This is a genomic window from Halomonas sp. NYA30, from assembly GCF_976980765.1.
This window is the reverse complement of record NZ_OZ334477.1, coordinates 1,136,645-1,161,663: the sequence shown is the minus strand read 5'-3', so window position 1 is coordinate 1,161,663 and position 25,019 is coordinate 1,136,645. Positions and strand designations below refer to the sequence as shown.

Annotated in this window: 28 protein-coding genes; 8 read left to right on the top strand and 20 right to left on the bottom strand. The window is 54.6% G+C overall.

What is annotated here, in order from left to right:
• Positions 1–53: 53 nt before the first annotated feature.
• The 8 genes from ACWI0H_RS05360 to ACWI0H_RS05325 all read right to left on the bottom strand — a co-directional run bounded on the left by ACWI0H_RS05360 (position 54) and on the right by ACWI0H_RS05325 (position 7,643).
• On the bottom strand, positions 54–674 hold the full coding sequence (locus tag ACWI0H_RS05360; RefSeq protein WP_485875283.1) for a nucleoside/nucleotide kinase family protein: 621 nt from the start codon (positions 672–674) through the stop codon (positions 54–56).
• Between the two features lie 7 nt (positions 675–681).
• Positions 682–1,467, bottom strand: coding sequence for an L-iditol 2-dehydrogenase (locus ACWI0H_RS05355; RefSeq protein WP_485875282.1), 786 nt, complete (start codon positions 1,465–1,467; stop codon positions 682–684).
• 2 nt (positions 1,468–1,469) lie between these two features.
• Positions 1,470–2,180, bottom strand: coding sequence for an HAD family hydrolase (locus ACWI0H_RS05350; protein WP_485875281.1), 711 nt, complete (start codon positions 2,178–2,180; stop codon positions 1,470–1,472).
• The gene (locus ACWI0H_RS05345) at positions 2,177–3,328 is read right to left on the bottom strand and encodes an ABC transporter ATP-binding protein (RefSeq protein ID WP_485875279.1); all 1,152 of its coding nucleotides are present in this window, start codon (positions 3,326–3,328) and stop codon (positions 2,177–2,179) included. The genes ACWI0H_RS05350 and ACWI0H_RS05345 overlap by 4 nt, the downstream gene beginning before the upstream one ends.
• A gap of 12 nt (positions 3,329–3,340) precedes the next feature.
• Positions 3,341–4,207 (bottom strand): carbohydrate ABC transporter permease, encoded by an 867-nt coding sequence (locus ACWI0H_RS05340; protein WP_176303764.1) that lies wholly within the window; start codon positions 4,205–4,207, stop codon positions 3,341–3,343.
• 29 nt (positions 4,208–4,236) lie between these two features.
• Positions 4,237–5,127, bottom strand: coding sequence for a carbohydrate ABC transporter permease (locus ACWI0H_RS05335; protein ID WP_336273210.1), 891 nt, complete (start codon positions 5,125–5,127; stop codon positions 4,237–4,239).
• A gap of 71 nt (positions 5,128–5,198) precedes the next feature.
• On the bottom strand, positions 5,199–6,518 hold the full coding sequence (locus ACWI0H_RS05330) for an ABC transporter substrate-binding protein (RefSeq protein ID WP_336273209.1): 1,320 nt from the start codon (positions 6,516–6,518) through the stop codon (positions 5,199–5,201).
• Positions 6,519–6,692: 174 nt separating this feature from the next.
• A complete protein-coding gene (locus tag ACWI0H_RS05325) occupies positions 6,693–7,643 on the bottom strand; it encodes a sugar-binding transcriptional regulator (protein ID WP_008958200.1) in 951 nt (316 codons plus the stop codon).
• Positions 7,644–7,771: 128 nt separating this feature from the next.
• Here ACWI0H_RS05325 and ACWI0H_RS05320 point away from each other — a divergent pair, with 128 nt between their 5' ends.
• Entirely contained in the window at positions 7,772–8,083 is a 312-nt protein-coding gene (locus tag ACWI0H_RS05320; RefSeq protein ID WP_336273207.1) for a YqfO family protein, read from the top strand.
• A gap of 25 nt (positions 8,084–8,108) precedes the next feature.
• Here ACWI0H_RS05320 and ACWI0H_RS05315 read toward each other — a convergent pair whose 3' ends face one another.
• Entirely contained in the window at positions 8,109–8,666 is a 558-nt protein-coding gene (locus ACWI0H_RS05315; protein ID WP_485875275.1) for an NUDIX hydrolase, read from the bottom strand.
• A 94-nt stretch (positions 8,667–8,760) separates the two neighbouring features.
• On the opposite strand from ACWI0H_RS05315, the gene ACWI0H_RS05310 reads away from it, so the two are divergent.
• On the top strand, positions 8,761–9,432 hold the full coding sequence (locus ACWI0H_RS05310; protein WP_485875273.1) for a CoA pyrophosphatase: 672 nt from the start codon (positions 8,761–8,763) through the stop codon (positions 9,430–9,432).
• Positions 9,429–10,097 (top strand): 2OG-Fe(II) oxygenase, encoded by a 669-nt coding sequence (locus ACWI0H_RS05305; RefSeq protein WP_485875271.1) that lies wholly within the window; start codon positions 9,429–9,431, stop codon positions 10,095–10,097. Before ACWI0H_RS05310 ends, ACWI0H_RS05305 begins: the two co-directional genes overlap by 4 nt.
• A gap of 15 nt (positions 10,098–10,112) precedes the next feature.
• Here ACWI0H_RS05305 and ACWI0H_RS05300 read toward each other — a convergent pair whose 3' ends face one another.
• The gene (locus ACWI0H_RS05300; RefSeq protein ID WP_485875269.1) at positions 10,113–11,072 is read right to left on the bottom strand and encodes a L,D-transpeptidase family protein; all 960 of its coding nucleotides are present in this window, start codon (positions 11,070–11,072) and stop codon (positions 10,113–10,115) included.
• Between the two features lie 358 nt (positions 11,073–11,430).
• Between ACWI0H_RS05300 and ACWI0H_RS05295 the strand changes: the two genes are divergently transcribed.
• Positions 11,431–11,850, top strand: coding sequence for a PRC-barrel domain-containing protein (locus ACWI0H_RS05295; protein WP_485875267.1), 420 nt, complete (start codon positions 11,431–11,433; stop codon positions 11,848–11,850).
• Positions 11,851–12,047: 197 nt separating this feature from the next.
• Here ACWI0H_RS05295 and ACWI0H_RS05290 read toward each other — a convergent pair whose 3' ends face one another.
• Positions 12,048–12,470 (bottom strand): OsmC family protein, encoded by a 423-nt coding sequence (locus tag ACWI0H_RS05290; protein ID WP_485875265.1) that lies wholly within the window; start codon positions 12,468–12,470, stop codon positions 12,048–12,050.
• Between the two features lie 216 nt (positions 12,471–12,686).
• Between ACWI0H_RS05290 and ACWI0H_RS05285 the strand changes: the two genes are divergently transcribed.
• Positions 12,687–13,592 (top strand): DMT family transporter, encoded by a 906-nt coding sequence (locus ACWI0H_RS05285; RefSeq protein WP_485875263.1) that lies wholly within the window; start codon positions 12,687–12,689, stop codon positions 13,590–13,592.
• On the opposite strand, the gene ACWI0H_RS05280 is transcribed toward ACWI0H_RS05285, so the two are convergent.
• The 6 genes from ACWI0H_RS05280 to ACWI0H_RS05255 all read right to left on the bottom strand — a co-directional run bounded on the left by ACWI0H_RS05280 (position 13,546) and on the right by ACWI0H_RS05255 (position 19,158).
• On the bottom strand, positions 13,546–14,394 hold the full coding sequence (locus tag ACWI0H_RS05280) for an MOSC domain-containing protein (RefSeq protein ID WP_485875261.1): 849 nt from the start codon (positions 14,392–14,394) through the stop codon (positions 13,546–13,548). The two genes, ACWI0H_RS05285 and ACWI0H_RS05280, sit on opposite strands and share 47 nt — an antisense overlap.
• An 84-nt stretch (positions 14,395–14,478) precedes the next feature.
• Positions 14,479–15,474: a gluconate operon transcriptional repressor GntR gene (gene gntR, locus ACWI0H_RS05275; protein WP_035559532.1), complete on the bottom strand. Its 996-nt coding sequence runs from the start codon at positions 15,472–15,474 to the stop codon at positions 14,479–14,481.
• Positions 15,475–15,581: 107 nt separating this feature from the next.
• Entirely contained in the window at positions 15,582–16,109 is a 528-nt protein-coding gene (locus ACWI0H_RS05270) for a gluconokinase (RefSeq protein WP_035559529.1), read from the bottom strand.
• Positions 16,110–16,138: 29 nt separating this feature from the next.
• A complete protein-coding gene (locus tag ACWI0H_RS05265; protein WP_485875258.1) occupies positions 16,139–17,419 on the bottom strand; it encodes a TRAP transporter large permease in 1,281 nt (426 codons plus the stop codon).
• Positions 17,420–17,421: 2 nt separating this feature from the next.
• Positions 17,422–18,015: a TRAP transporter small permease gene (locus ACWI0H_RS05260; protein WP_485875256.1), complete on the bottom strand. Its 594-nt coding sequence runs from the start codon at positions 18,013–18,015 to the stop codon at positions 17,422–17,424.
• A gap of 69 nt (positions 18,016–18,084) precedes the next feature.
• Positions 18,085–19,158, bottom strand: coding sequence for a TRAP transporter substrate-binding protein (locus tag ACWI0H_RS05255; RefSeq protein ID WP_485875254.1), 1,074 nt, complete (start codon positions 19,156–19,158; stop codon positions 18,085–18,087).
• A gap of 234 nt (positions 19,159–19,392) precedes the next feature.
• Between ACWI0H_RS05255 and ACWI0H_RS05250 the strand changes: the two genes are divergently transcribed.
• Both ACWI0H_RS05250 and ACWI0H_RS05245 read left to right on the top strand, forming a co-directional pair.
• Positions 19,393–19,836 carry a MarR family winged helix-turn-helix transcriptional regulator gene (locus ACWI0H_RS05250; protein ID WP_485875252.1) on the top strand — a complete coding sequence of 148 codons (444 nt, stop codon included), beginning with the start codon at positions 19,393–19,395 and terminating at the stop codon, positions 19,834–19,836.
• 119 nt (positions 19,837–19,955) lie between these two features.
• Entirely contained in the window at positions 19,956–20,387 is a 432-nt protein-coding gene (locus ACWI0H_RS05245) for an organic hydroperoxide resistance protein (RefSeq protein WP_485875250.1), read from the top strand.
• Positions 20,388–20,403: 16 nt separating this feature from the next.
• On the opposite strand, the gene ACWI0H_RS05240 is transcribed toward ACWI0H_RS05245, so the two are convergent.
• On the bottom strand, positions 20,404–21,102 hold the full coding sequence (locus tag ACWI0H_RS05240) for an aspartate/glutamate racemase family protein (protein ID WP_485875248.1): 699 nt from the start codon (positions 21,100–21,102) through the stop codon (positions 20,404–20,406).
• Positions 21,103–21,266: 164 nt separating this feature from the next.
• On the opposite strand from ACWI0H_RS05240, the gene yghU reads away from it, so the two are divergent.
• Positions 21,267–22,136: a glutathione-dependent disulfide-bond oxidoreductase gene (gene yghU / locus ACWI0H_RS05235; RefSeq protein WP_485875246.1), complete on the top strand. Its 870-nt coding sequence runs from the start codon at positions 21,267–21,269 to the stop codon at positions 22,134–22,136.
• 103 nt (positions 22,137–22,239) lie between these two features.
• Here the strand turns inward: yghU and ACWI0H_RS05230 are convergent, their stop codons facing one another.
• Together ACWI0H_RS05230 and ACWI0H_RS05225 are read right to left on the bottom strand one after the other, a co-directional pair.
• On the bottom strand, positions 22,240–24,351 hold the full coding sequence (locus ACWI0H_RS05230; protein WP_485875245.1) for a TonB-dependent siderophore receptor: 2,112 nt from the start codon (positions 24,349–24,351) through the stop codon (positions 22,240–22,242).
• Between the two features lie 130 nt (positions 24,352–24,481).
• Positions 24,482–25,003, bottom strand: a complete 522-nt coding sequence (locus tag ACWI0H_RS05225) for a DUF421 domain-containing protein (RefSeq protein WP_008958220.1) — start codon at positions 25,001–25,003, stop codon at positions 24,482–24,484.
• Positions 25,004–25,019: the final 16 nt, after the last annotated feature.

Here is a 25,019-nt window from a genome sequence, read left to right as displayed (position 1 = left end):
ATGATGGGATAAATAAAAATGAATAAGGGCGCGACGATTGCGCGAGCAGTGCCTTATCGCCAGCGCTGGTCGGGTGGTAAGCAGCAGCGTTTAACCAGTTGAGCGTTAAGCATGTCTTTGTGGTGGGTGCGCTCCAGCGCCCCGGCGCGGTCCTGGCCCATCTCAAGCCAGCGCTGGATCAACCGCTCAACCAGTACGCCGTCATCGACATCTAGAAATAGCGTCCAATCAAATAGCGGGCGCAGTTCGCGCCAAGGAGAGCGATCCAGCAGCAGATAGTTGCCTTCGACGATCACGATGCGCTGTTCAAGCGTGATCAGCCGCCCACCTGCACGAGCAAGATCCAGCGGGCGATCAAAGACCGGTACCGCTACCGGATGGATAGCCTGACGGATGCGCTCGAGATCGCAGCGCAGCCCCTCCACATCGAAGGTGTGAGGCGCGCCTTTAAGCGGCACCTGCTGCTCGCCTAGCACGGCGTTATCGAAGTGGTAGCCGTCCATGGGCACCAGACCGGCTTGGCCCGGCAAGCGCTGATTAATGGCATCGCAGAGCCGGGCGCTGCGATAGGATTTCCCCGCCCCCGGCGGCCCTGCCAGCGCTACCAAGTAGCGTGATGCACCGTCAGCGGCGCGAATAATCTGTTGTGCTAAGGCATCAAGATCAGGCGTCATGGCCACCTCAGCTCATCCAATTGCCGCCATCGACATTCAGCGTTTGGGCGACCACGTAATCGCTGTCCTGGCTGGCCAGAAAAACCGCTGCGCCGGTATGATCTTCCGGCAGGCCCATGCGCCCAAATGGAACCGCTTCGCCTACCAGACGTTTCTTCTCGCCAAGCGGACGGTTCTCGTAACGGGCAAAGAGTGCGTCGACCTCCTCCCACATCGGCGTATCCACCACACCGGGAGCAATGCCGTTGACGTTGATGCCGTGTTTGATCAGATCCAACCCGCAGGATTGAGTGAGGCTGATGACGGCTGCCTTACTGGCGCAGTAAACACTCACCAGAGCTTCACCACGACGCCCCGCCTGGGAGGCTATATTAATAATTTTCCCGCCCTGACCGCGGGCTACCATGGAACGGGCAACCGTTTGCAGGGTAAAAAACATGCCCTTGGTATTAACCGCAAACTGCTTGTCGAAGCTCGCCTCGGTCACCTCAAGCACGGGCGCCATATCAAATACCGCGGCGTTATTGACCAAAATATCGATACCGCCGAAGCGCTGCATCACCGCCTCTACCATGGCATCAATCGAACTCTGATCGCAGACATTTAGTGCCACCCCCATCACCTTCTCGGCGAGCCCCAGCTGCTGCAGTGTCGCTACGGCATCGTCGATGGCGCCACGGTCAATATCGGCCACCACGACACTCGCGCCTTCTGAAAGGTAACGCTGGGCAATGGCCAGGCCGATGCCGCGAGCGCCACCGGTAATCACTGCGGTTTTATCGATCAGTTTCATAGCTATCTCCGATGAATAGGCACGCCGTTAGCATGTGGCAAGCTGGCGCCGTGGGTCTGCCATTCGTCCACCAACGCTGCCAAGCCGTGCATGTGCTCTAAAATTCGCCAGGCACCGGCCTGGGTAAGGCGTGCCGACTGTTCAGCATCCACGTGGCTGGCGCCGACAAAACCGATCACGCACATGCCCGCAGCATGGGCGGCAGTTACCCCGGCAACGCTGTCTTCGACCACCAGGCAGTCCCGGGGCACTTGGCCTAACTGGGAGGCGGCCAATTGGTAAAGCGCGGGATCAGGCTTGGGATTGGCCACCTGATCAGCAGTAAAGATAGGTACGTTGCCAAAGGCTTCTGCCAACCGCGTATTCGCCAATGACGCCAGTACGCGGCTGCGCCGACTGTTGGAAACTACCGCTTTTTCCAACGCGATGCCGCGAACGGCCTTATCCGCCCCCTCTATCGCTTTCAGCTCCCGCGCCAAGCGCGCCTCAATGGCGGTATCCACCTGTTCGGTGGCATCAAGCGGCAGTGTGTGGGCGCTTAACGCTTCGAGATGCGCGAGAATAGCCGCCGTAGTCATCCCCAGGGCCTGGCCCAGCGCCTGGTCAATATTCAGGTCGGGCAGCCACCGGGAGAGGTACGCCACCAGCGTGCCTTCCGCGATGGCTTCGCTGTCGACCAGCACGCCATCGCAGTCAAAGATGAGCGTCCTCATGCAGGCTCCTCAGAAGGCGAGCCGGGGGCACGGTTATCTTGGCGGGTCAGCCCTGCTAGCGGGTGCTGCTCCAGGCTTGGCAAGGCCAGCCCGTCAGCATCAAACAAGTGGGCGCGCTCGGGGGCGAAACCGAAATGGACCGTATCGTTGACCCGGTAGGCCACATCGCCATCGGCCATGATGGTAATGAGTTCATCGTTCATCTGAACGTAGAGCGAGGTTTGGCCCCCTAGCCGCTCCAGCACCTTGATCTCGCCGCTTAAAGGCCCCTGTTCATCAAGCACCAAGTGTTCAGGACGAACACCCAACTCAAGGGTGGCATTAGCATCCAAGTGGGTGCCGTCGGCCGGAATGCTGCGCTCACCGCCGCCGGGCAGGCGAATGCCTACTCCCTCAGACGTGACACCGGTCAGCGTTACGGGCAGAAAATTCATTTTCGGTGAGCCAATAAAGCCCGCCACAAAGCGATTGCGCGGATGGTGATAGAGCGCCATGGGCGAGCCCACCTGCTCCACCACGCCGTCGTGGAGCACGACGATTTTATCCGCCATGGTCATCGCTTCGATCTGGTCGTGGGTCACGTAGATCATGGTGGCGTCCAGCTCATCGTGCAGGCGCGCCAGCTCAATGCGCATTTGTACCCGCAGCGCGGCATCCAGGTTGGAAAGCGGTTCATCGAATAGGAAGATGCTGGGGTTACGCACAATCGCCCGGCCAATCGCCACGCGCTGGCGCTGACCGCCGGAGAGCGCTTTGGGCTTGCGGTCTAACAGCGGCTCTAGCTGCAGAATCTTGGCCGCTTCCAGCACCTTGGCGCGGCGCTCCTCTTTGGGAACCCCCGCCAAGCGCATGCTGAAGCCCATATTGCCTTCCACCGTCATATGCGGGTAAAGCGCGTAGCTCTGAAACACCATGGCGAGGCCGCGGTCCGCTGGACCGACGTCATTAATTCGCTGTCCGTCGATCAAAATATCGCCGTCGGTAGCGCTTTCCAGCCCGGCGATCATGCGCATCAGGGTGGACTTACCGCAGCCGGAAGGGCCAACGAAGACCACAAACTCGCGGTCATTCACCTCAAGGTCGATGCCCTTGATCACCTCGGTGTCGCCAAAACGCTTGGTAATATTGTGTAGTTGTAGTGTTGCCATGAGGAATATCCTTTACTTGACGGCGCCAAAGGTCAGGCCACGTACCATTTGTTTTTGCGTCATCCAACCGAGTATCAAAATAGGCGCAATCGCCATGGTGGAAGCGGCAGATAGTTTGGCCCAGAACAGCCCCTCAGGGCTTGAGAATGAGGCGATGTAAGCGGTTAACGGAGCGGCATTTGAGGTAGTCAGGTTGAGACTCCAGAACGCCTCGTTCCAACTCAAAATCACCGATAGCAGGCCCGTTGAAGCGATGCCCGGCAGCGTCAGCGGCAGCAGTAAAAACATCACCTCCTGCAGTGTCGAAGCGCCATCCATACGCCCCGCTTCAAGAATGTCCTTGGGCATATCCTTGAAGAAGGTGTAAAGCATCCACACCACAATCGGCAGGTTCATTAACGTGTAAACGATGATCAGCCCCGTTCGGGTATCCAATAGGCCAACATCGCGAAAGATCAGATAAATCGGCACCAGCACGCCCACCGAGGGCAGCATTTTAGTGGAGAGCATCCACAGCAGCGTGCCTTTGGTGCGCTTGGTGGGCAAGAAAGCCATGGCATAGGCAGACGGTATTGCAATCAGCAGCGCCAGGAAGGTGGAACCAAACGCCACCGCCACGCTATTAAGCGCAAAGCGTGCATAGCCCGAGCGCTCTTGCACCTCTTGGTAGCTCTCAAGAGTGGGCGAAAAAATCAGCGTAGGATCAGCAATAGCCGCTGATTCGGTTTTAAAACCGGTGAGGATCATCCAGAAAATGGGAAAGAAAATCACCAGCGCTACCGACCAACCCAAGATCGTCAGAAAGGCGCGTTTAGCCTGTGGGGAACGCCACCCTGACACCGAACGTGGCGCCGCCGTTTTGGAACTTAATGTTGTCATCGAAGTACTCCTAAGACACAAGTGCCGGTCTAATCTTCCAGGTTTTTGGCCACCATACGGACCAGGAAGATCGCCACGATATTGGCGAGAATGATCGCGATCACCCCACCGGCGGACGCAGTGCCTACGTCAAAATCGAGCAGCGCACGAATGTAAATCAGATAAGCTAAGTTGGTGGTCGCCAAGCCAGGCCCACCGGAGGTGGTGACGAAAATCTCGGCAAAGATGGTCAGCAGGAAGATCATTTCAATCATGATCACCACACTGATCGCCCGCTTTAGATGCGGCAACGTGATAAAGAAGAAAATCGCTATTGGCCCTGCCCCGTCCATACGGGCGGCTTCGACTTGATCCTCATCCAGCGATTGCATCGCGGTGAGCAGAATCAACAACGCAAACGGCAGCCACTGCCAGGCCACGATGATCACAATGGAGGTCAGCGGCAGCGAGGAGAACCAATCAACAGCGGGCAGGCCAATGAATTCAGCCAGCCACGCCAGCACCCCGTTAGAGGGATGCATCATCATGTTTTTCCACACCAGGGCACTCACGGTGGGCATGACAAAAAACGGTGAGATCGCCAGCACACGAGCAATTCCGCGTCCCGCAAACTCCTGCTGAAACAGCACCGCCAGCAGGGTGCCGCCCACCACGGTAATCGCCAGCACCCACCCCACCAGCAACAACGTGTTACCCATAGCGGCCCATAGGGCAGGGTCGGTGAGAAGATATTCATAGTTTTCCAACCCGGCAAAGCCGGTCATGCCGGGCATTAGCAGGTTATAACGCTGGAAAGAGAACCATAGCGTCATGCCCAGTGGCACAATCATCCAAAGCAATAACAGCGTTACAGCAGGCGCTTGAAGCGAAAGCGTCCGTAGCCCGCCGACCGTCCGGCCAGAAGCACGTGTTTTATTCATGGAAATACCTGCAGAAACAGTGTGGGGGCAATGCCTGCCTAGTGATCAAGGCAGGCATTGCGGTCATCACATCAGTCTAGATAACCGGCACGCTGCATGGTGCGTTCGGTGGCGCGCTGAGCACTATCTAGCGCCTGCTCCACCGTGGTGTCACCGGTTAGCGCCGCGGCAATGGTCTGGCCAACCTGGGTGCCAATCGACTGGAACTCTGGAATGCCAACGAACTGAACACCCACGTAAGGATTGGGTTCCAGGGTGGAATCGGTGGGGTCGGCGTCCTGAATTGCTTTCAGCACGAAGTCAGCAAAGGGTGCTGCTTCGGTATATTGCTCATTGGCGTAGGTGGATTCACGGGTGCCTGGGGGCACGCTGGTCCAGCCTTCGGTTTCGCCGACCAGCTCAATGTACTCTTGCGAGGTGGCCCAGGTAATAAACTCGCGTGCCGCTTCCTGGTTTTCAGAAGAAGCCGGGATCGCTAACGCCCACGACCACAACCAATGCGAGCCTTTGGGTGTTTCTGCGATAGGCGCTGGGGCAAAACCTAGGCTGTCCGCCACATCGGATTCATTGCCGTCATACAGCTTGCCAGCGGCCGAGGTGGCATCGACCCACATGGCACAGTTGCCGCGTGAGAACAGCGCCAGGTTCTCGTTAAAGCCGTTTGAGCTTGCGCCTGGCGGGCCGTAATCGTTAAGCAGATCGACATAAAACTGGATAGCGTTAACCCATGCCTCAGAGTTGAGTTCCGGATTCCACTCTTCATCAAACCAGCGACCGCCGTAGGTGTTCACCAGGGTGGAAACAAAGGCCATGTTTTCGCCCCAGCCCGGCTTACCACGCAGACAGATACCGGCCAAGCCCTCTTCGCTGCCATGCAGTTCGCCAGCCCACTCGCGTACTTCTTCCCAGGTGGGCTGCTCGCTCATTTCGATGCCCGCCTTATCAAACAGGTCTTGGCGGTAGTACATCATTGAGCTTTCGGCATAAAAAGGCAGCGCGTGAAGTGTGCCATCCAGACTCAAGCCATCGCGCACGGAGGCCAGCAGGTCATCTTCGTTGTAGGCCTCGGGTAGATTATCCAGTGGTGACAGCCAGCCGCGCTCTGCCCAGATAGGCACTTCGTAAGTACCAATGGTCATGACGTCAAATTGGCCGCCACCGGTGGCAATATCGGTGGTCATGCGTTGACGCAGAACGTTCTCCTCAAGCACCACCCAATCCAAGGTGATGTCGGGGTGAGATTCTTCGAACGCCTCAGTGAGGCTCTGCATAATCACCATATCGTTGTTATTAACCGTGGCCACGGTGATTTCGGTTTGCGCCTGGGCATGGCTCGATATGGCAATGGCGGCCGCTAGCGTGGTGACGGGCAAGTGACGTGCGAGTCGCATAAAGCACTCCTATGGGCTTGTATTGGCATTGTTGTCGCCTTGATCTTATTGATCATCAACCGAACAAATGATCGTACGTAAGACAAAAAAAAGCAAAGCCGATCGGCTTAGACTTTACGCTAACTTATTACCCTTGATGCATGTTGCAGTGCACGCACCTAGGTTTGACACCTCCTATAGCGCGTCGACAATTTGTCGAGCGGCCACTTCGTCGGTCACCAACCCTTTCAACCAACTGCCACGCAGCGCGGCATGAATCGCCGGGGCTTTTTCGCGTCCTCCCGCTATCGCCACCATATGGTGCTTGCCAAAGCGCTCCAGGGGCAGACTAGTGACCCGCCGGGTAATCGAGCAGTCGATCACCTCGCCGTCGCTATTCAGCGGCCAGCCAAGCAACTCCCCTACCGCTGCCAAACCCAGCAACTCATCTAGTTCGCTTTCGCTAATAAAGTGATCTTGAAACAGCGTGGCCTGGCGGTCGATGCGCCCTACGCCAATAAAAGCAGCCTCGGACTCGCGCGCCACATCGGCAATTTTTTTAAATAACCGCTGTGTCAGCATCGCCTCTTTTTCAACCAGCGTTTCCGCCACCACTGGTGCGGGGAGCAAAAAGCGTTCACCGCCGGTTTTATCCGCCATCACCATCACCGCATCGTAACGGTTAGCCGAGCCGTCCCGGGCTACATTCCCTACCAGCGACACAAAGCGATGCTGAGGCCGCTCAACGCGGCTGAGCGCCTCGACCGCTGCCCGCACCGAACGCCCGGTACCTAATGAAAGCGTCAACGGCTCGCTGCGTTCAACCAACTGCGCCACCCGCTCGGCGGCTGCCACGGCCAGGTAAGAAGCAGCACTTTCGGCGGCATGGTTATCGGCAGGGACCACGTCGCAGTAGGTCAATCCAAAGTGATCACGCAACGTGCTGCCTAGCGCCATGCAGTTAGAGATCGGGTGATCAATATGCACTTTCACCAACCCCTCCTGGCGGGCCAAGGCTAACAAGCGCTGCACGCCTGGCCGTGAAACACCCAACTGGCTGGCGATCTCATCCTGGGTCATTCCCCCCACGTAAGACATCCAGGCGGCTCTGGCCGCCTGGTCCAGCTTTACCTCAAATTTATCCATAAAATGGCTCACTTAATGGGTACTGAAACATCATCATACAAAGCTAAGCCCGCGACCAGTAGTCGTCTATCCGCTAACATACGTGTAGTACAGCGCTTGATGCTGAATGGATTGCAGAGGAGATTAGCATGTACAAATTGGCTTTTTTTGTTCCCGTGGAAGATGCCGACAGCGTTAAGCAAGCCGTGTTTGAAGCTGGTGCTGGGCGTATGGGGGCATACGAGAGTGTCTGTTTTCAAACCCGTGGCACGGGGCAGTTTCGCCCGACCGAAGGTGCCCACCCGCACATTGGCTCGGTGGGCAGCTTAGAAAAAGTCGAAGAGTTCAAAGTGGAACTAGTCTGTGATGACGCACACATCCATGGTGCTATCGCGGCCTTGAAACTTGCCCATCCCTACGAAGAAGTCGCTTATGATGTGTGGCAATTAGCCGATCTATAGCGAGTTGACGCAGTGGCAGTGCGACTTATGCACTGCCAAAATAGCGTTCCCGATCCTCAGGCGTCACCATGCTGATGTGCAGCGGAAACTCATTGTGGGGACGATCAGCGTAAAAGTGCCGCAGCGTGCGCTCAATGGTCGTAAAGGCCAGTTCATCCCAGGGAATTTCGTGTTCCTCAAATAGCGCCACTTCCAGGCTTTCCGGTCCGGCGCTGAAGCCGCCGATTAGTTCGGCACGAAAAATCATATACACCTGATTGATATGCGGTAAATCAATCAGAGTATAGAGGTTGGCCAGTTTGACCTCGGCACAGGCCTCTTCGCGGGTCTCTCTGGCGGCAGCCTGCTGGGTTGATTCAGCGTTTTCCATGTAGCCAGCAGGCAGCGTCCAGTAACCTTTGCGCGGTGAAATCGCACGTTTACAGAGCAATACTTTGCTACCGCTAACGGGCAGCGTGCCAGCCACGATGCGTGGGTTCTGATAGTGAATACTCCCGCAGGCATCGCACAGGTAGCGTGGGCGATCATCGCCTTTGGGGACTGCAAAACGCACCTTATCACCACAGTGGCTACAAAAGTTCATCGCGTATTCTCAACGGCTAGTGAATAGAAGCCCCGACGCGCTTGACGTCAATGACCGCTGCTGGGTAAAAGAGAACAAAGTTACTGGATGCCCTATGTTAGAGAAACTTCGCAATCAGCTGCAACAACTGACGCCTCAACGCTTAGACCACGTGGTAATGCCCGAGGCTGCGGTGCTATTGCCCATTGTCGACCGGCCAGCACCTACCCTGTTGTTTACCCGCCGCGCCAGCCATTTGAGCACCCATAGCGGCCAAGTAGCGTTTCCCGGTGGTAAGCGCGAGCCCTTCGATACTGATCTTTATGCCACCGCGCTGCGTGAAGCAGAGGAAGAGATTGCCCTCGACCCAACCCTGGTACAACCCCTGGGGCGGCTGTCGGATGTTATTTCGCTGCACGGCATTCGCGTTACCCCTTGGGTCGGTATCATTCCGCCTGATTTACCGCTGGTGGCCGACCCTGGGGAGTTAGATGCTATTTTTGAGGTGCCGCTCAGCCACTTCCTGGACGACCATCGCACCCATACCGATGTCATCACTGTCGATGGCGTGGCGCACTACGTGCCCAGCTATTACGTAGATGGCCATGTCATCTGGGGGCTTTCAGCGATGATGCTGGTGGAGCTATTGGCCGAAGGCTTTGGGATGCCGATTGATCTGTATCAACGCCCCCTGGGCCCGCTGCGCCATTATCCCGAACGTAAAACTCGTCTTTCTTCTCCATCCAGTGACACTTCCCTTCCCGCCTCATCGAGATCCAAACAATGACCCCCAGTGTTGCTACGTTTACGCCTGCGCTCCAGCCAGCGACGCAGGTTGCTCTTGTCGATGCGCTGGTTGAGAAGGGCTGGTATGTGGGCCGCGAGGTGATTGACCCTGGGCTCTGTGAAGCACTGAACCATGAACTGCTGCATCGAGCGGCCTATAACGGTTTAGACGAAGCGGGCATTGGCCGAGGCCAGCAGCACCTGTTGCGTAAGGATATCCGCGGTGACGCCATTCATTGGCTGGACCGTGAAAGCGCCGCCCAGCGGCGTTATTTAGACGCCATGCGCGAATTGCAGCAGGCACTCAACCATGCGTTGTTTTTGGGTTTATTTGAGTATGAAGCCCACTTCGCCCACTACCCACCCGGCGCTTTTTATCAACGCCATGTGGATAGCTTCCGCGGTCGCGCTAACCGCGTGATCTCTACCGTGGGTTATCTGACACCCGACTGGCCAAGCGATGGCGGCGGTGAAATGGTCATTTACCACCCGGACGACCCCAGCCAAGAGGTCGCCCGTGTCATACCCGAAGCGGGCACCTTTGCCTGCTTTCTATCTGAAACCATTCCCCATGAAGTGCTGCCTACACGCTGCCCGCGCACCAGTATTGCGGGCTGGTTTCGGCGCAATGCTTCGCTGGGTGGTGTGCTTGACCCCGCGCGCTAACACGCCCAAGCCTTATCAGGTTAACGGTACGATTTGGCCATTAGCCCGTTCCAGCACTTCACGTACCTGTTCGTAATCCGCGCCGCTGGGGCCACCGTCGTGGTGCTCTATAAGGCCGACCACGTCCAACAGCGTGTCCATGCCATAAGCGGTTTCATCCGTGGCAGTAAACGCCTGGACATAGCCTCGCTCAGCGGCATCCCAGCCTACCTTGATCGGTGAATCGATAATATTGACTTGGGTGCCCACCGGCACGCGCCAGAATACCGCTTCGATATCTTCCGGGTGCATACGAATACAGCCGCGGCTGGCCCGCATGCCAATGCCGTCCGGCTGGTTGGTGCCATGGATCAGGTAACCGGGGATATCCAGCAAAATAGCGTACTGCCCTAGCGGGTTATCAGCACCAGGCGGTACAACTGATGGCGCGGGGTCGCCACGTTCGGCGGCTTCACGGCGAATCGACTCAGGCGGATACCAAGCTGGATTTTCAAGCCGCATAGTAGTTTCGGTAATCCCCAGCGGCGTGTTATAGGCATCGCGTCCAATACCAATGGGATAGGTTTCTACCCGCGGCGTTTCGCCCTCTTCTACCTCGGGGTAATAATAGAGACGCAGCTCGGCCACGTTAATGACAATGCCGGTACGCGCTTCATCGGGCAGAATAAACTGACCGGGAATCGTCACCTCGATGCCCTCGCCCGGCACCCAGAGGCTGGTATCCGGATTGGCCATACGAATTTCTTCGTAGCCAACATTATGCGCTCGGGCAATATCCATCAGCGTATCTTCTTCGCTGGCGGTGACGGTATATACCTCGCCCACCATATTGCCTTGCTCAGGAAGCGGGAAATGGCCTTTGGGCAGTTCACTGCTGTCAGCGGCGGCAGTGGACGCTAATAGCCATGCTCCCAGCGCGACACTACTGACACAGACCTGTTTCATTCGTCGTAAGGGATGGTACTGGGAAATCATCGTCAGGTTTCTCCTTTTGGGGTAGGAATATGACGATTGGGGCGGAGCAGGTCAATTCGACAGACTGTCGCACAGTAATGTAGGCACAAGCTTCATGTGTTGCACCGCCATATACGTAGCCAGCTAAAAGTTTTAGTGAATTGGTTGTATTTTTGATCACAACGACTAATCTGTTAATTGTCTTAGCGCATTGACGCGCGAGGCGGCGTTAATTACTCAAGCGTAATTAACATACACAGGAGTAATAGCACTGGCGTGTAAAGCTTTTTTAAAGCACAGCTAACACCCTCTGTTATTGATTTATGCGGGCTATTGCGCGGAGTCGTTAAGCCCAATGAAATCGCAAGGAGCAAGTAAAATGAAAATGATCAAACCTGCCTTTTTAGGTACTCTCATGGTTCCGGCTGTTATGTTTGCTGCAGGCGCCGTTAACGCCGAAGAGAATACCACCACCATGGAAGCAACCTACCTGACCGAAACACCAGAAGGTACTTTTCATGCTGATGCCTTAACCGGCAATCAAGTCAAAAGTAGCGTCGAAGATGACGAAGACATCGGCACTATCACTGACCTTGTCATCGGTGAAGATGGTCAAATTAATGCAGTGGTAGTAGGCGTTGGTGGTTTCCTTGGTATGGGCGAGAAAAACGTCGCCATCGAATGGGATTCACTTGAACTGACCAAAGAAGAAGATGGCGAAGACTACGTCATTACTGTCAATGCGTCACAAGACGCACTAGAAGCAGCTGAAGAATATAGCCGCGACGAAAACAAATAAGCTCTCCTTTAACACAAAAGCCTTGGCAATTGCCAAGGCTTTTTTAGTGCTTTACTTTCAGTGCTGACATTTAGCAAATACACTTAATACTTAAATGCTCTTTTTACAGCTGAAAGTTCTTTAACGACTAGTAGTTATTTAAAACCAAATAAAGGTTCACACATAATCGCTATGTGTGAACCAGAACACTGGTTAAATCAGCCCTTTAACTTAGCCGTCATGCTAATGTCAGCTTTAAGCACTTTTGAAACGGGGCAATTAGCTTTCGCCGTTTCTGCTGCTTCCTGGAAAGCTGCGTCGTCGGCGCCACTGATGGCAGCGACAACATCCAGATGGATTTTAGAAATATCAAACCCTGCATCGCTCTGGGAAAGGGTTACTTTAGCGCTGGTCTCAATAGAATCAGCAGTATAGCCTTTCTCACCTAAAATCATGGAGAGCGCCATGGAGAAGCAGCTGGCGTGTGCTGCGCCAATCAGTTCTTCGGGATTAGTGCCTTTTTCATCTTCAAAGCGCTTGCTGAAGGAGTAATTGGCATCTAAAACGCCACTCTCGGTTGAAATGGTGCCTTTGCCATCCTTAAGACCACCTTCCCAACGTGCGCTAGCTGTACGATCCATAACAACTCCTTGTATGTGCCAATATGCGTAAACATATTGTCAGTGTAAGTGTCAGCGTGGGCCCGGCGACGGTTGCCGCTTGACCACCTCACCAGCGTAGCTGATTTTTTGTTTCTCTGCCGCCCCCCTTACTTTCATCGCTTCCATCGACTCTCGTTCAGCCGTAAGCTAGTTAGCTACCTAACTGCGTTACTTATTTAATGTTAAGGACTCGCCATGTCGTCGGCTGATGCGCTGCGTTTGATACTGCTCTCTTCTCTGTGGGGCCTTTCATTTATCTTTATGCGCGTAGCCGCCCCCGAATTTGGCGCGGTGCCGTTAGTGTTGGTACGTATGGGAATTGGCGCACTGTTGCTCATGCCACTGCTGATCAGCCTGCACTATCTTCGATTGATCTGGCAGCACAAGGGCCCGCTGCTTTTTTTAGGTATTGTGAATCACGTGCTGCCCTTTTCGTTACTGGCACTTGCCACTACACGACTAGAGGCGGGCTTTACCTCATTAATTAACGCTACCACGCCGATTTTTACTGCACTGATCGGCGCGCTGTTTTTCGCTACCGCCATACAGCGCCAGCAGTACCTGGGGCTCGCCCTGGCGCTGCTGGGGGTCTACGTGCTCTCAGCGGATCGACTCGATTTCGCCCTGGGCGGCGACGGCTGGTTTATTTTGGCTGTCTTAGGCGCCACGTTTTGCTATGGCATTGCAGGCAACTACTCGAAAACGCGCCTTGGTCATCTACCCACACGTGTACTCGCTGCGGGCAGCAGTGCCATGTCGGCCATGGTGCTGCTAATTCCTGGCATTCTATTATGGCCAAGCGAGCCCATTAGCACTCTGGCCTGGGGAAACGCGCTGGCACTGGCAGCGCTAAGCACCACTCTGGCCTTCCTGCTCTACTTTGGCTTACTCGCCAGCGCGGGCGCCACCGCCACTTCAACGGTGACGTTTCTGGTGCCGGTGAGCGCGCTGATATGGGGTTATCTACTGCTTGGAGAGACGCTGAACGTTCAGATTATCGCGGGCATGGTCATTACCCTCATTGGCACGGCGATCGCCACTAAACTACTACGCGTCAAGCGTCGCGAAACGTCGCCGCCAGTCTATCCCCCACACGAATAATACTACCTGCGCCTTCTAGCAGCGTAGCGTTCTGGCCAAAGTGGGCGCCTTTCAAGGCGGGCTGAGTATTAAGCTCAATCAAGGTTTTTAGCGGCTCAGCAGGGGCTGGTACTGCCGCCGTATGCTGATCGATAGTAGTGATCTTGCAGCGTTTGCAGGGCTTGCGCAGCGCTAGTTGGAAAGCTCCCTTTTGTTCAGAAAGCGTCGCCCAACGGTCTTCAGCCCACGCCTCATCGCTCTCTACCACAATATTGGGCCGGAAACGGTTCATGGGCACTGGCGCGCCCCCTTTTGCCACCAACGCCTGATTAAGAGCATCCAACGAGCCCGTGGACGTGATCAGAAACGGATAGCCATCGGCGAAATAGGTATGCGCCGCTCCACCGTCAAGAAAATCCTCTTCGACCGCGCGGGTAAATTCAGTTGCAAAACGCACCAAGCTCAGCCCGTGCGCCTGTTCGCCCAAGGCAGCGACTAACCAGCGAGAAACATCTTCGCTCTCCGGCAGGGCTTTGCAGTGATCATTCCACACACTGACCAGACGCAAATTACCGGCGGGTTCTGCCAGCGGTATGTTCAGTGGGTCAACGCCAGGGTGAGATAGCACCAAGTGCTCATCGGTGAGAGCGACCTCAATGGTGGCGAGCGCAGGGAGTTGACGCTGGGTAATAAAGCGTTGTTGGGCGTCCACCAGCATCCAGCGGCGATCCCAGGCGAGCCCGTGCTCTTGTAGCTCGCTGTGATTAACGCTGATGCCTTTTAGCGACTTTACGGGGTAGATGTTGAGTTGAGTAATCTGCACGGCAGCCTCACGACAAGTAAAAAGACTACTTTAGCCACTCACAATGGCGATCGCTACTCGAAAGCATGGTTTATAAAACGTAGCCTATAGCGTCATGCCTGTTTCGATACGGTAGCCTAAATCCACCACTTTCTGGGTCAGTGGCTCACCGCGAATACGCGCTAACAGCTGACCCGCTGCAGCTTCGCCAATGGCCTGACGCGGTGTCACCACGCTGGCCAAGCGTGGTGTCATCACATGGCCCACATCGTGGCCATGAAAGCCCGCCAAGGCCATGCGCCCAGGCACCTCAATACCGCGTCGCTGGCATTCAAAGTAAGCGCCTACGGCAACATCGTCATTGGTACAAAACAGGCCATCCGCCGCTGGATAGTCAACTAACACCTGCTTGAGTAGGGCAGCTCCCACGCTGTAAGAAGAGCGCTGGGTGCTTTGCAGCGTCACCGGCGGTAATCCGTGCTCTTCCATGGCACGACGGTAGCCCAACTCACGCTGCCGGGTACGTTCATCCAACCGCACCGCCAGATAAATTACTTGGCGACGACCGCGACGGATCATCTCACTCACCATGTCATAGGCGGCTTGTACGTTGTCGTATCCCACGGTCTGTTGTAGCGGAGGGCGATGGGTGTCCATGATTTCGACAATCGGGATACCGGCGGTTTCCAGCATACGCAGGCTACGCGGCGTGTGATCACGGTCAGAAAGGATAACGCCATCGACATTATAGGAGAGCAATGAAGCTAGGCTGCGCTCTTCAAGCTCAGGGCTATAGCCATAGTGAGAGAGCATTAAGTGATAGCCCGCTGGTTCCGTTAACGCCTCAATGCCGACAATGATATCGGCGAACACTTGGTTGGTTAGCGACGGCACCAGTACGCCAATCGAATGACTGGTGGCCCTGGAAAGTAAATCGGGTGCACGGTTGGGAATATAGCCAATCTGTTCGGCAATCGAGAAAATGCGCTCACGAAGCCCTTCCGAAACCGTTTCAGGTTCACGCAGGCAGCGGCTGACCGTCATTTTGGTAGCCCCTACGTGGTCGGCAATGTCCTGGAGGGTGGGGCGTTTTTTCTTCAAGGGGGTAACTGCCTTATGCAGTGAGGGAGCATTGAGGTCGCCCCTTCAATCGGCGGCCTCAATACCTATTAACTCTTTTGCCTAGTGAGCGTTAGCCTAGTTGTGCGTTAGCTTAGTGTGCGGCTGGGCAGTGGCAGCGTGGCAGCAAATTGATCGACGATTTGCATGGGCGACAGGGCAATGGAGGCGTTAAACGCCTCCTCTTCATCAGGCGGTTCTAAATCAGCCAATTGACTGGCCAACATGGTATCGCCTTTGAAGAAGTGCCCTGCCCGTGTTTCTAGCCGCTCAAGCAGCAGCTCTTGCGTGCCCTCTAAGTAGAGAATCTGCAGCGCTGAGTCACCTTGGCGCAGTCGGTCACGGTAGCGCCTTTTCAACCCTGAGCAGGCAATCACCAGCGACGCATCTCTGGCCCGATACTCGGCGAATAGCGCCGCCAACGTATCGAGCCACTCGCTCCGGTCATCGTCATTGAGCGGTGTGCCGCTGGCCATTTTGGCTACATTGGCGGGCGAATGGTAATCGTCGCCGTCAATGAACGTCGCCCCTACGGTTTGGGCCAACTGGCGGCCAATGTGCGATTTTCCAGAGCCAGACACACCCATCACTAAAATACGATGCGAGAGGGTCTTCACAGAAGCTCTCCTATTCATTACCAAGAACCTCAGTTGCCGCGCACAGCGGTAAGATCAGGCAACCAGGTAACGATACCCGGGAAGGCGATCAGGATCACCAGCACGACGAGGAGCGCTGCGTAGTAAGGCAGCATCGCTTTGACCAAAGACTCCATGGAGACTTTACCCACACCACAACCGACGTAAAGGCAGGTGCCAACCGGCGGGGTTAGCAGCCCGATGCCCAATACAAAGGCCATTAGTACGCCAAAGTAAGCAGCATCAACACCTACCGAGGTCACAATGGGCGCAAGCATAGGCGCCATGATGACCATGGCCGGGGTTAAGTCCATGACAAAGCCCACCAACAGCAGCAACGTTGCCACGATCAGGAGGAGTAGGAACGGGTCTTGGGTAATCGCCTGCACTTGGCTAACCAGGGTTTGCGGCACCATATTGATGGTCAGGAACCAAGCAATAACCGTCGCAAACGCTAGCAGCATCATCACCATGCCGGTCAAACGAGCAGTACGAATCAGCATACCGCCGAGCTCTTTGATCTTGAACTCACGATAAACCACCAGCGAAATAGCCAGCGCATAAAGCAGTGCCGCTACGGCCGCTTCGGTCGCAGTAAATACGCCGCCAATAATACCGCCAATCACGATGACCGGGAGTACCAGCGCAAGCCAAGCATCTTTGAAAGCTTTCCAGAGGCGATCCCAGCGGAATTTCTGCACACCGCCGCCATCCTTTTTGGCAAGAATATAGGTGGTCACCATCAGCGCAAAGCCAATCAACAGACCCGGAATGATACCGGCAATAAACAGGCGGCTAATCGAGGTTTCAGTGACGATGCCGTACAGAATCAGCGGGATGGAGGGCGGAATAATGATCCCGATCACCGAGGACACGGTATTGATTGCGGTAGCATTCGCCGCGGTGTAGCCCTGCTCTTTCATGGAGGGAATCATCATCGCGCCGGTAGCGGCCGTATCGGCCACCGCTGAGCCACTGATGCCACCAAAGAACATCGAACCGGTAATGGCAACCTGCCCTAGCCCACCGCGCATAAAGCCGACCATAGCGCCAGCCAGTTCCATCAAGCGACGAGCGATACCGCCATTACTCATCACCTCACCGACTAAAATAAAGAACGGGATGGCGAGCAGGGGAAAGCTGTTCACCCCACGGATAGACTGCTCGATCATGATCGATAGAGGAATATCGGAGAGTACTGCCATTACCAGCGCGGCTACGCCCAAACCAAACGCAATCGGCAAACCAATAATAATAGAGGCAAATAAAATAGCTAAGAAAATCCATAGCATGATCAGTGCTCCCGCTCAGGATGGCGAATAACGTTCAGGCTGACCCACATCCGCCATATCGATACCGCGGCAATAAAAATAACGCACAGCACCAGCGATAAACTGATAAAGCTCAGTGGCACATCCATGATTGCCGAACGCCCGCTAGAGCGCGACAGCACTTGGTAGCCACCCCAGATCATGACCGCCATCAAGCCGGTGATAATCAGGTGCTGAAGGAGATAAAGCATGTGCGCCAAGCGCAGTGGCAAACGCCGCACCAGCGCATCAACGGCAATGTGCTCGTAACGGGAAAACGCCGCAGCGGCCCCGATAAATACCAGCCAGATAAACAGCATACGCGCCAGCTCATCCGCCCAGGGCAGGGAGTTATTAAACAGCGCGCGCCCCACCACATTGCAAGAAACAGACACAATCAGCCCCACTAAAATAGCGCCGATCAGATACTCCATGCCTAAGGTCAACCAGCGGAACAGCGCCGGCCCTTGGCGGGTTTCAGTGTCAATTTCTAATAGCTTGCGGTTGGGGTCGTCCAGATACACCGATGGATCTTCAATCGGTATTGGCTTATTGGGGGGTGTAGAGGAGAGTGACATAGTAGCTCCAGGGGCACTGACACGTCGGGCAGGCTCAATGCCTGCCCGACGGTGCGCTAAACGTAAGGTTTAGTTGCTGCTCTCTTCAACGATCTTTTGAATATCCGCGATCAAGTCTTCCCCGATGCGCGGCGCCCACTCTTCATAAACCGGCTGAGTGGCTTCTTGGAAAGCGGCTAACTGATCATCGTCCAAGCGGGTAATTTCCATACCGCGCTCCGCTAACTGTTCGCGTGACCAATCATCGTACTCAGCAGACAGCTGAATTTCATAATCAGCGGACTGACGAGCGGCTTCCAGCACCAGCTCTTGATACTCAGGTGCCATACGGTCCCAAGTACGCTCAGAGAGCATCATGATAAAGGGAGTATAGACGTGGCGTGTTTCAGTGCCATAGTCCTGCACTTCGTTGAAGTTAGAGGTCAGGATGGTGCTCCAGGGGTTTTCCTGTCCATCGACAACGCCCTGCTCCATAGCGGAGAACAGTTCACCAAAAGCCATCGGCGTTGGGTTTGCGCCCAGGGCTTCCCAAATCGCCAGGTGTACCGGGTTTTCCATGGTACGAACGCTCAAACCGCGTACATCGAGACCGGCAACGTCATCAGGACTTGTCACCGGGCGAGCACTGTTAGAGAGCTGACGGTAACCATTCTCAGAGAAGGCGAGCGCTTTCAGACCGGTACCTTCAAAAGCGTCCAGCATGCCTTGTGCTACATCACTCTGCATGACGGCGACAGCAGCGTCACGGCTCGGCAGCAGGAAAGGCAAGTCGAAAGCAGCCAGTTCTTCAACATAACCGGTGGTCGCTGAACTCGACGGATACGTCATATCCAGCGTGCCGGTTTGAAGCATTTCCAGCATCTGAACATCGTCACCTAACTGGCTGTTAGGAAAAACGTTAACAGTGATACGACCGTCGGTGCGCTGCTCCAGGATCTCACCAAAATATTGGCTAGAGAGAAACTGCGGTGAGCTTTCCGCAAGTCCGATACCCATGCGTAGGGTATGAGAACCGTGGTCACCCACTACCTCACCTTCAATTTCAGGCGGATCAGAGAGTTCAGGACTCTGGGCGTGGGCCATACCAAACGTCAGGGTGGTCGCCCCAACCAAGGTTAGCGTGCAGCGCCAAATAGCGGTCATAGCGTTTCTCCAAATACTCGTTGTTGTTGAGATCGAGCTGTTGATATCGATGTGTCGATGACTCGTTTAATGAGCGGCAACTTGTTACCGGTAACATTGATTAAGCGCAGGCTAGCCACCTGCCAAGGGCGTGTCAAAACAAAACTGCCAACTTACGACCAACGTCTAGGGATAGCCACTTACCTGCTTCGCGCGCTACATTACCCTACATATTTCGGATCGGAACTCTTACTTGTGCAACCATCTTGTAGCGAATTAGAACTTGATCATCAGCTCTGCTTTGCGCTCTATTCAACTTCGTTAATGATGACCAAGGTGTATAAACCTCTGCTCAAAGAGTTGGGGCTTACTTACCCGCAATACCTCGCCATGCTTGTTTTATGGCAAAACGATGGTATTACCGTTGGCACAATGAGTAAGCGCCTACTCACTGATCCTGGTTCGCTTACGCCGCTGCTTAAGCGCCTGGAAGCCGACCAGTTGTTGAATCGCAAGCGCAGTCATCATGATGAGCGTGTAGTAGAGCTTTACCTTACCGATAAAGGTAGGGAGCTGCGTGAACAGGCTTACCACATCCCTAGCTGCGTGGTGCATGCGAGCGAGCAATCGATCGAAGCATTAACCACGCTAAAAGACGATTTGGTGCGACTGCGCGATAGCTTACAAAAGAGTCAGTAGCCCTTCCCCTTGCAGGAAAGGCTATGAAATTAATTGACCATTTATATTGTGCACAAAATAAAGCTACGCTAAATTAAAAGCGCAAATTCATAATTAATAACACTGACAGGAGAATTAAAATGACGACCACTATCGAAAACGTAGTTTATCGTGCCCACGCCACCGCTACTGGCGGCCGTGAAGGCCATGCTAAATCTTCCGACGGAGCACTGGATGTCAAACTCAGCACGCCGAAAGAATTGGGTGGCGCTGGCGGCGATGGCACTAATCCCGAACAGCTCTTCGCAGCAGGCTACTCGGCCTGTTTTCTAGGTGCACTGAAGCACGTGGCGAGCCAGGAAAAAGTAAAGCTACCCCAAGAAACCCAAATTGATGGGCACGTCGGTATCGGCGCCATTCCAACTGGCTTTGGCATTGAAGTTGAGCTAAAAATCAGCCTCCCAGGCCTGGAGCAGGACGTCGCTCAGCAGTTGGTCGATAAAGCCCACATCGTCTGCCCCTACTCAAACGCCACCCGCGGCAACATCAATGTCACGCTGACCTTGGTCTAAGCGCCGCTAGTTTGTTTTAGTCATCATTGAGTGCCCACGCCACCGCTCTCTGCACATGCAGGGCGGTGGTGTCATAAAGCGGCACTTCGGTATCTTGCTGGCTTACGAGCATGGCAATTTCAGTACAGCCTAGAATCACCGCCTGAGCGCCTTGCGCATAAAGTGAATCGATAATGGCTAGATAGCGTTGGCGGGAGACATCTTCTATACGGCCTTGGCAGAGCTCATCAAAGATCACCTGATGAATAGTGTCGCGCTCAGATTGCTCCGGCACCACGACCTTGATGCCAAACTGCTCTTCTAGCCGGCCAATATAAAAGTCCTGCTCCATGGTAAAGCGCGTGCCTAGCAGGCCCACCCGATTAATTCCGTCGGCTTGCAGTTGCAAAGCAGTGGCATCGGCAATATGCATCAGAGGAATGGTAATCGACTGTTCTATCGCGGGCGCCACTTTGTGCATGGTATTCGTGGCAATCAACAAACAGTCAGCACCTGCGCGTTCGACTGCTTGAGCAGCGCTGGCGAGTAGCTCGCCTGCCGCGTCCCAATCGCCTCGCTTTTGCATGGCTTCTATTTCTGCAAAATCGACACTGACCATTACGATCTTGGCCGAATGTAAGCCGCCTAGCGCTGCTTTAACGCCTTCATTTAAGGCCCGGTAATAGCTTAGGCTCGACTCCCAGCTCATGCCGCCCAGCACGCCAATGACACGCATCCATCACCTCCCAAAGAATTTGGACTACTTTATTAACAGGCTAATCACCTACCTACCCTTGTAGCAGCTTTTCATCACCCCCATAACCTTAGAATAGTCGCGCTAAGAAGATGTTCATCCCTGTACCCAGCGGTTACCGATAACCGGTTAATAGCGAGGAAATAATGAGCGATAACACTTATACCCCCCCGAGCGTTTGGAAATGGGAACCTGGCAATGGCGGTAAATTTGCCAATATCAATCGTCCCATTGCAGGTCCTACTCATGACAAAGCCCTGCCCGTGGGAAAACACCCTATCCAGCTCTACTCTTTAGCCACACCCAACGGTGTCAAAGTCACCGTGATGCTTGAGGAGCTGCTAGAGAAAGGCATAGCAGAGGCCGAGTACGACGCATACCTGATAAACATTGGCGAAGGCGACCAGTTTGGCAGTGGTTTTGTGGACGTGAACCCCAACTCTAAAATTCCCGCGCTAATGGATCACTCGACCAATCCGCCTCAACGGGTGTTTGAGTCTGGTGCCATCCTGCTTTATCTGGCTGAAAAATTTGATGCTTTCCTACCCAGCGATCCGGCGAAGCGCACCGAGTGCCTCTCCTGGCTATTCTGGCAAATGGGCAGTGCTCCAATGCTGGGTGGCGGTTTTGGCCATTTCTATGCCTACGCACCTGAAAAGTATCAGTACCCGATTGACCGCTACACCATGGAAGTGAAACGCCAGTTGGATGTGCTGGATCGCCACTTGGCGGAAAACCGCTTTATGGCAGGCGATGAGTACACCATTGCCGATATGGCGATTCACCCCTGGTACGGCGCGCTGGTAAAAAACCGCGTTTACGAAGCGGCGGAGTTTTTGGAGGCGCACACTTACAAAAACGTTCTACGCTGGACCGAAGAGATCGATGAGCGCCCCGCCGTTAAACGTGGCCGCATGGTCAACCGCACCTGGGGCGAACCTCACGAGCAGTTGCATGAGCGCCATGACGCCAGCGATTTCGAGCTTCGCACTCAAGACAAACTTGACGACCAGTAACTAACCGCTAAACACATAGCAACTAAAAGGGCCTACGCGTGTTGACTCAGCGTAGGCCCTTTTTAACAACTGTCTATCGGCTAAACCACTCTTGCTGCCAGACTTAGAACTGATAACGCACGTTAGCCGTCACATTTCGGCGTGCGCCGTAACCGCAGTCTCCCCCCTCATAACGGCACCAGGAAATAGTTTCATCGTCGGTGAGGTTTTTAACATCCACTGAGAAATCCCACTCATCAATCGTATAGCCCACCATAGCGTCATAAAGGGTGCTTGAGGGCACCACGGGCGAACCACCAAAGCCAACATTATCGCCAACGTAACGTACCCCGGCCCCAACACGCCAATGGTTACCTACATAGAGCCGGTTCCACCAAGAGGCCTGCTCTTCCGCTACCGCCGACAGGCGCTCGCCGGTACTGTCGTCAGTGGCATTCATATTGGTGTAAGCCAACTGCGTTTCAAAGTTCTGCCAGCGCTTGTTAACTTGAAGCTCCCAACCGTCTACCACCGCGCCTGTTTGCTCAACACCGCCTGGCGTTACACCATCACTAACGCGATTCTGCTGAGTGATATCAAAATAAGCGGCGCTGATCGCTAAAGACTGATCGGGAGAGAGGTATTTTACCCCTGCTTCCTGCTGATCGCCCGTAGTGGGATCCAGTGCGTTGGCCTCAGCAGTACCGTCGGTTCCCAGATTCATGGTGAAGGCTTCGGAGTAGCTGACATACGGCGAGACGCCATTATCGAAGCGATACATCAACCCTAAACGCCCAGTTGTGGCTTCTTGGTCGCTTACGGTATCCGGGCCAGAAAGCGCTAGCGTACGATTTTCAGCCCAATCGTGACGTAGGCCGGCCGACACCACCACCGGTCCCAGCTCAATGTGATCCGCTACGTATAAACCCACCTGCTCGATCTCATTATCTGGGCGATCCTGAGGATCTAGCGCCCCTAGCTGTAGATTACCGTACTGCGGATCGTAGATATCGATAGTGCCGCCCAGCCCCGCCCCTGAGAAGTAGTTGTCCTGCTCCCAGCGTGCATCCTGGCGATCCATCCCGACTACCAACGTATGCTTTGTCGCCCCTAGCTCAAACTCACCTTCCATTCGTGCATCAAGGTTCAGAATTTGAGTCGCTGCGTCAGCGGTAAAAATAGTACGTGACACTTCACCGTTGGCGTCTGGCACGCTGGGAATATCCACCCAGTGCTCGCGCGTTTCGGTACTGGAGTCGGTATAGCGGGCAGTGGCCGAAAAGGCCCAGTTATTAGTTAACTGGTGGTCAAAAAACAGCGTGGTTTCGGTTTTTTCGCGATCGTAACGATCCCAACCCGGCTCTCCCACAAATCGCTCAGAACCAATAAAGCCCTGGGAACCAGGTTCAAGCGTACCCGCCTGCGGTAAGAACTGCGCTGACACTTGGCCGGTGTTTTCCTGGCGGTTAATTAACAGCGTCATGCTGGTGTCGTCACTTGGCCGCCAGGTAAACGACGGCGCCAGCAGGTAGCCATCATCCTCCACATGATCTACCTGGGTATCGCTATCACGCTGCAATGCCACCAAACGATACAGAAATTTGCCTTCTTCATCCGCAGAGCCCGTCACATCTACCGCCAGCTGTTTGCGGTTGTGTGAGCCAACCTGCGCCCATACCTCGCCGCTGCGCTCTTCCTCAGGCAGCTTGGAAACGCCGTTGATAACACCCCCTAAATCGGCTTGCCCGTATAGCATTGAAGAGGGGCCGCGCAGCACCTCGACTCTCTCCAACGCATACACATTGCTGCGGACACTGTTGTACGAACCGTAAATTTGGCGCAAACCATCCAGGTAACGGCCAGCGTTCAAGCCGCGCACTGTGGCGCTGTCGATACGGGTATCAAAGCCATAGTTGCCCGCATTGACACCGGGCGTATAGAGCAGTGCCTCTTGAATATTTTGTGCCCCGCTGTCCTGAATAAACTCCTCATCAATCACTGACATGGAGAAGGGTTGCTCACTTATTGGCACGTTCATTTTGCCAACCTTTGGCACTTCTTCCATTTCGATGTAGCCAAATTGGCCAGCAGGTTCTGCGGTTACTTCGACCGTGTCCAGCTCAACGGCCGATGAGCTTAATTCTTCTTGGGCGAGCGCATAAGTCGAAGCCCCGCATAAAGAAGCGAGCGCGATGGCGCTGGCTAGCTTGCGCAAACGAAAGTGTGGAGTGTACATAATGATCCCGGAGCAAATTATAATGCTGTTATTAACACGAATATTAATGATAGTGATTTTTATTCGTGTTAATATAAGGATCTCATCACGGTGTGTCAACTAACCGCTTCCCCCGCGGGCTTACTAAGACTTATGAGGGGCCACGAACGCCCTCTAAACTTGATTGGCCGCTCTCTGCCTGGTTTTTGACAATACTTAACGAGCCATCTGTTTCTAGCACGACGGCTTCTACTGCGGATACATCACTAAGGCCACTGCTTCGAATGGCAGAAAGTACCTCGTCTTGCGTTACCCGCGCTTTTCGCAATGACGTTAAAAGAAATTCACCTTGGTAAAGCAGCATCAGCGGCTCGCCAGTCACTAATCGGCGTACCCAGCGAAACCGCACACTGGTCCAGGTGATTATAAATTGAAGTGAAATTAGTAGCGCTAAGGCGACCGCTCCATCCGCCAAAGCCACATCTTTAGATAGCAGCACGGTTGCCAGCGTAGAACCCAGCGCGACCGTAACAATTAAGTCGAAGGCATTCATTTTTGAAAGCGTACGGTTGCCCGATAGGCGCAGAAAGAGGATTAGCGTTGCATACGCCAATAGGCCGATAATCAAAATACGAAACAAACTGCTCCAGCCGTTAAAAAATACCAGTTCCATATGCGTGTTCTCCTTG

Bases quoted from the DNA above. Each gene is read 5' to 3' on its own strand.
- ACWI0H_RS05360 (WP_485875283.1), bottom strand. From the start codon at position 674: ATGACGCCTGATCTTGATGCCTTAGCACAACAGATTATTCGCGCCGCT.
- ACWI0H_RS05355 (WP_485875282.1), bottom strand. From the start codon at position 1,467: ATGAAACTGATCGATAAAACCGCAGTGATTACCGGTGGCGCTCGCGGC.
- ACWI0H_RS05350 (WP_485875281.1), bottom strand. From the start codon at position 2,180: ATGAGGACGCTCATCTTTGACTGCGATGGCGTGCTGGTCGACAGCGAA.
- ACWI0H_RS05345 (WP_485875279.1), bottom strand. From the start codon at position 3,328: ATGGCAACACTACAACTACACAATATTACCAAGCGTTTTGGCGACACC.
- ACWI0H_RS05340 (WP_176303764.1), bottom strand. From the start codon at position 4,207: ATGACAACATTAAGTTCCAAAACGGCGGCGCCACGTTCGGTGTCAGGG.
- ACWI0H_RS05335 (WP_336273210.1), bottom strand. From the start codon at position 5,127: ATGAATAAAACACGTGCTTCTGGCCGGACGGTCGGCGGGCTACGGACG.
- ACWI0H_RS05330 (WP_336273209.1), bottom strand. From the start codon at position 6,518: ATGCGACTCGCACGTCACTTGCCCGTCACCACGCTAGCGGCCGCCATT.
- ACWI0H_RS05325 (WP_008958200.1), bottom strand. From the start codon at position 7,643: ATGGATAAATTTGAGGTAAAGCTGGACCAGGCGGCCAGAGCCGCCTGG.
- ACWI0H_RS05320 (WP_336273207.1), top strand. From the start codon at position 7,772: ATGTACAAATTGGCTTTTTTTGTTCCCGTGGAAGATGCCGACAGCGTT.
- ACWI0H_RS05315 (WP_485875275.1), bottom strand. From the start codon at position 8,666: ATGAACTTTTGTAGCCACTGTGGTGATAAGGTGCGTTTTGCAGTCCCC.
- ACWI0H_RS05310 (WP_485875273.1), top strand. From the start codon at position 8,761: ATGTTAGAGAAACTTCGCAATCAGCTGCAACAACTGACGCCTCAACGC.
- ACWI0H_RS05305 (WP_485875271.1), top strand. From the start codon at position 9,429: ATGACCCCCAGTGTTGCTACGTTTACGCCTGCGCTCCAGCCAGCGACG.
- ACWI0H_RS05300 (WP_485875269.1), bottom strand. From the start codon at position 11,072: ATGATTTCCCAGTACCATCCCTTACGACGAATGAAACAGGTCTGTGTC.
- ACWI0H_RS05295 (WP_485875267.1), top strand. From the start codon at position 11,431: ATGAAAATGATCAAACCTGCCTTTTTAGGTACTCTCATGGTTCCGGCT.
- ACWI0H_RS05290 (WP_485875265.1), bottom strand. From the start codon at position 12,470: ATGGATCGTACAGCTAGCGCACGTTGGGAAGGTGGTCTTAAGGATGGC.
- ACWI0H_RS05285 (WP_485875263.1), top strand. From the start codon at position 12,687: ATGTCGTCGGCTGATGCGCTGCGTTTGATACTGCTCTCTTCTCTGTGG.
- ACWI0H_RS05265 (WP_485875258.1), bottom strand. From the start codon at position 17,419: ATGCTATGGATTTTCTTAGCTATTTTATTTGCCTCTATTATTATTGGT.
- ACWI0H_RS05260 (WP_485875256.1), bottom strand. From the start codon at position 18,015: ATGTCACTCTCCTCTACACCCCCCAATAAGCCAATACCGATTGAAGAT.
- ACWI0H_RS05255 (WP_485875254.1), bottom strand. From the start codon at position 19,158: ATGACCGCTATTTGGCGCTGCACGCTAACCTTGGTTGGGGCGACCACC.
- ACWI0H_RS05245 (WP_485875250.1), top strand. From the start codon at position 19,956: ATGACGACCACTATCGAAAACGTAGTTTATCGTGCCCACGCCACCGCT.
- ACWI0H_RS05240 (WP_485875248.1), bottom strand. From the start codon at position 21,102: ATGCGTGTCATTGGCGTGCTGGGCGGCATGAGCTGGGAGTCGAGCCTA.
- yghU (WP_485875246.1), top strand. From the start codon at position 21,267: ATGAGCGATAACACTTATACCCCCCCGAGCGTTTGGAAATGGGAACCT.
- ACWI0H_RS05230 (WP_485875245.1), bottom strand. From the start codon at position 24,351: ATGTACACTCCACACTTTCGTTTGCGCAAGCTAGCCAGCGCCATCGCG.
- ACWI0H_RS05225 (WP_008958220.1), bottom strand. From the start codon at position 25,003: ATGGAACTGGTATTTTTTAACGGCTGGAGCAGTTTGTTTCGTATTTTG.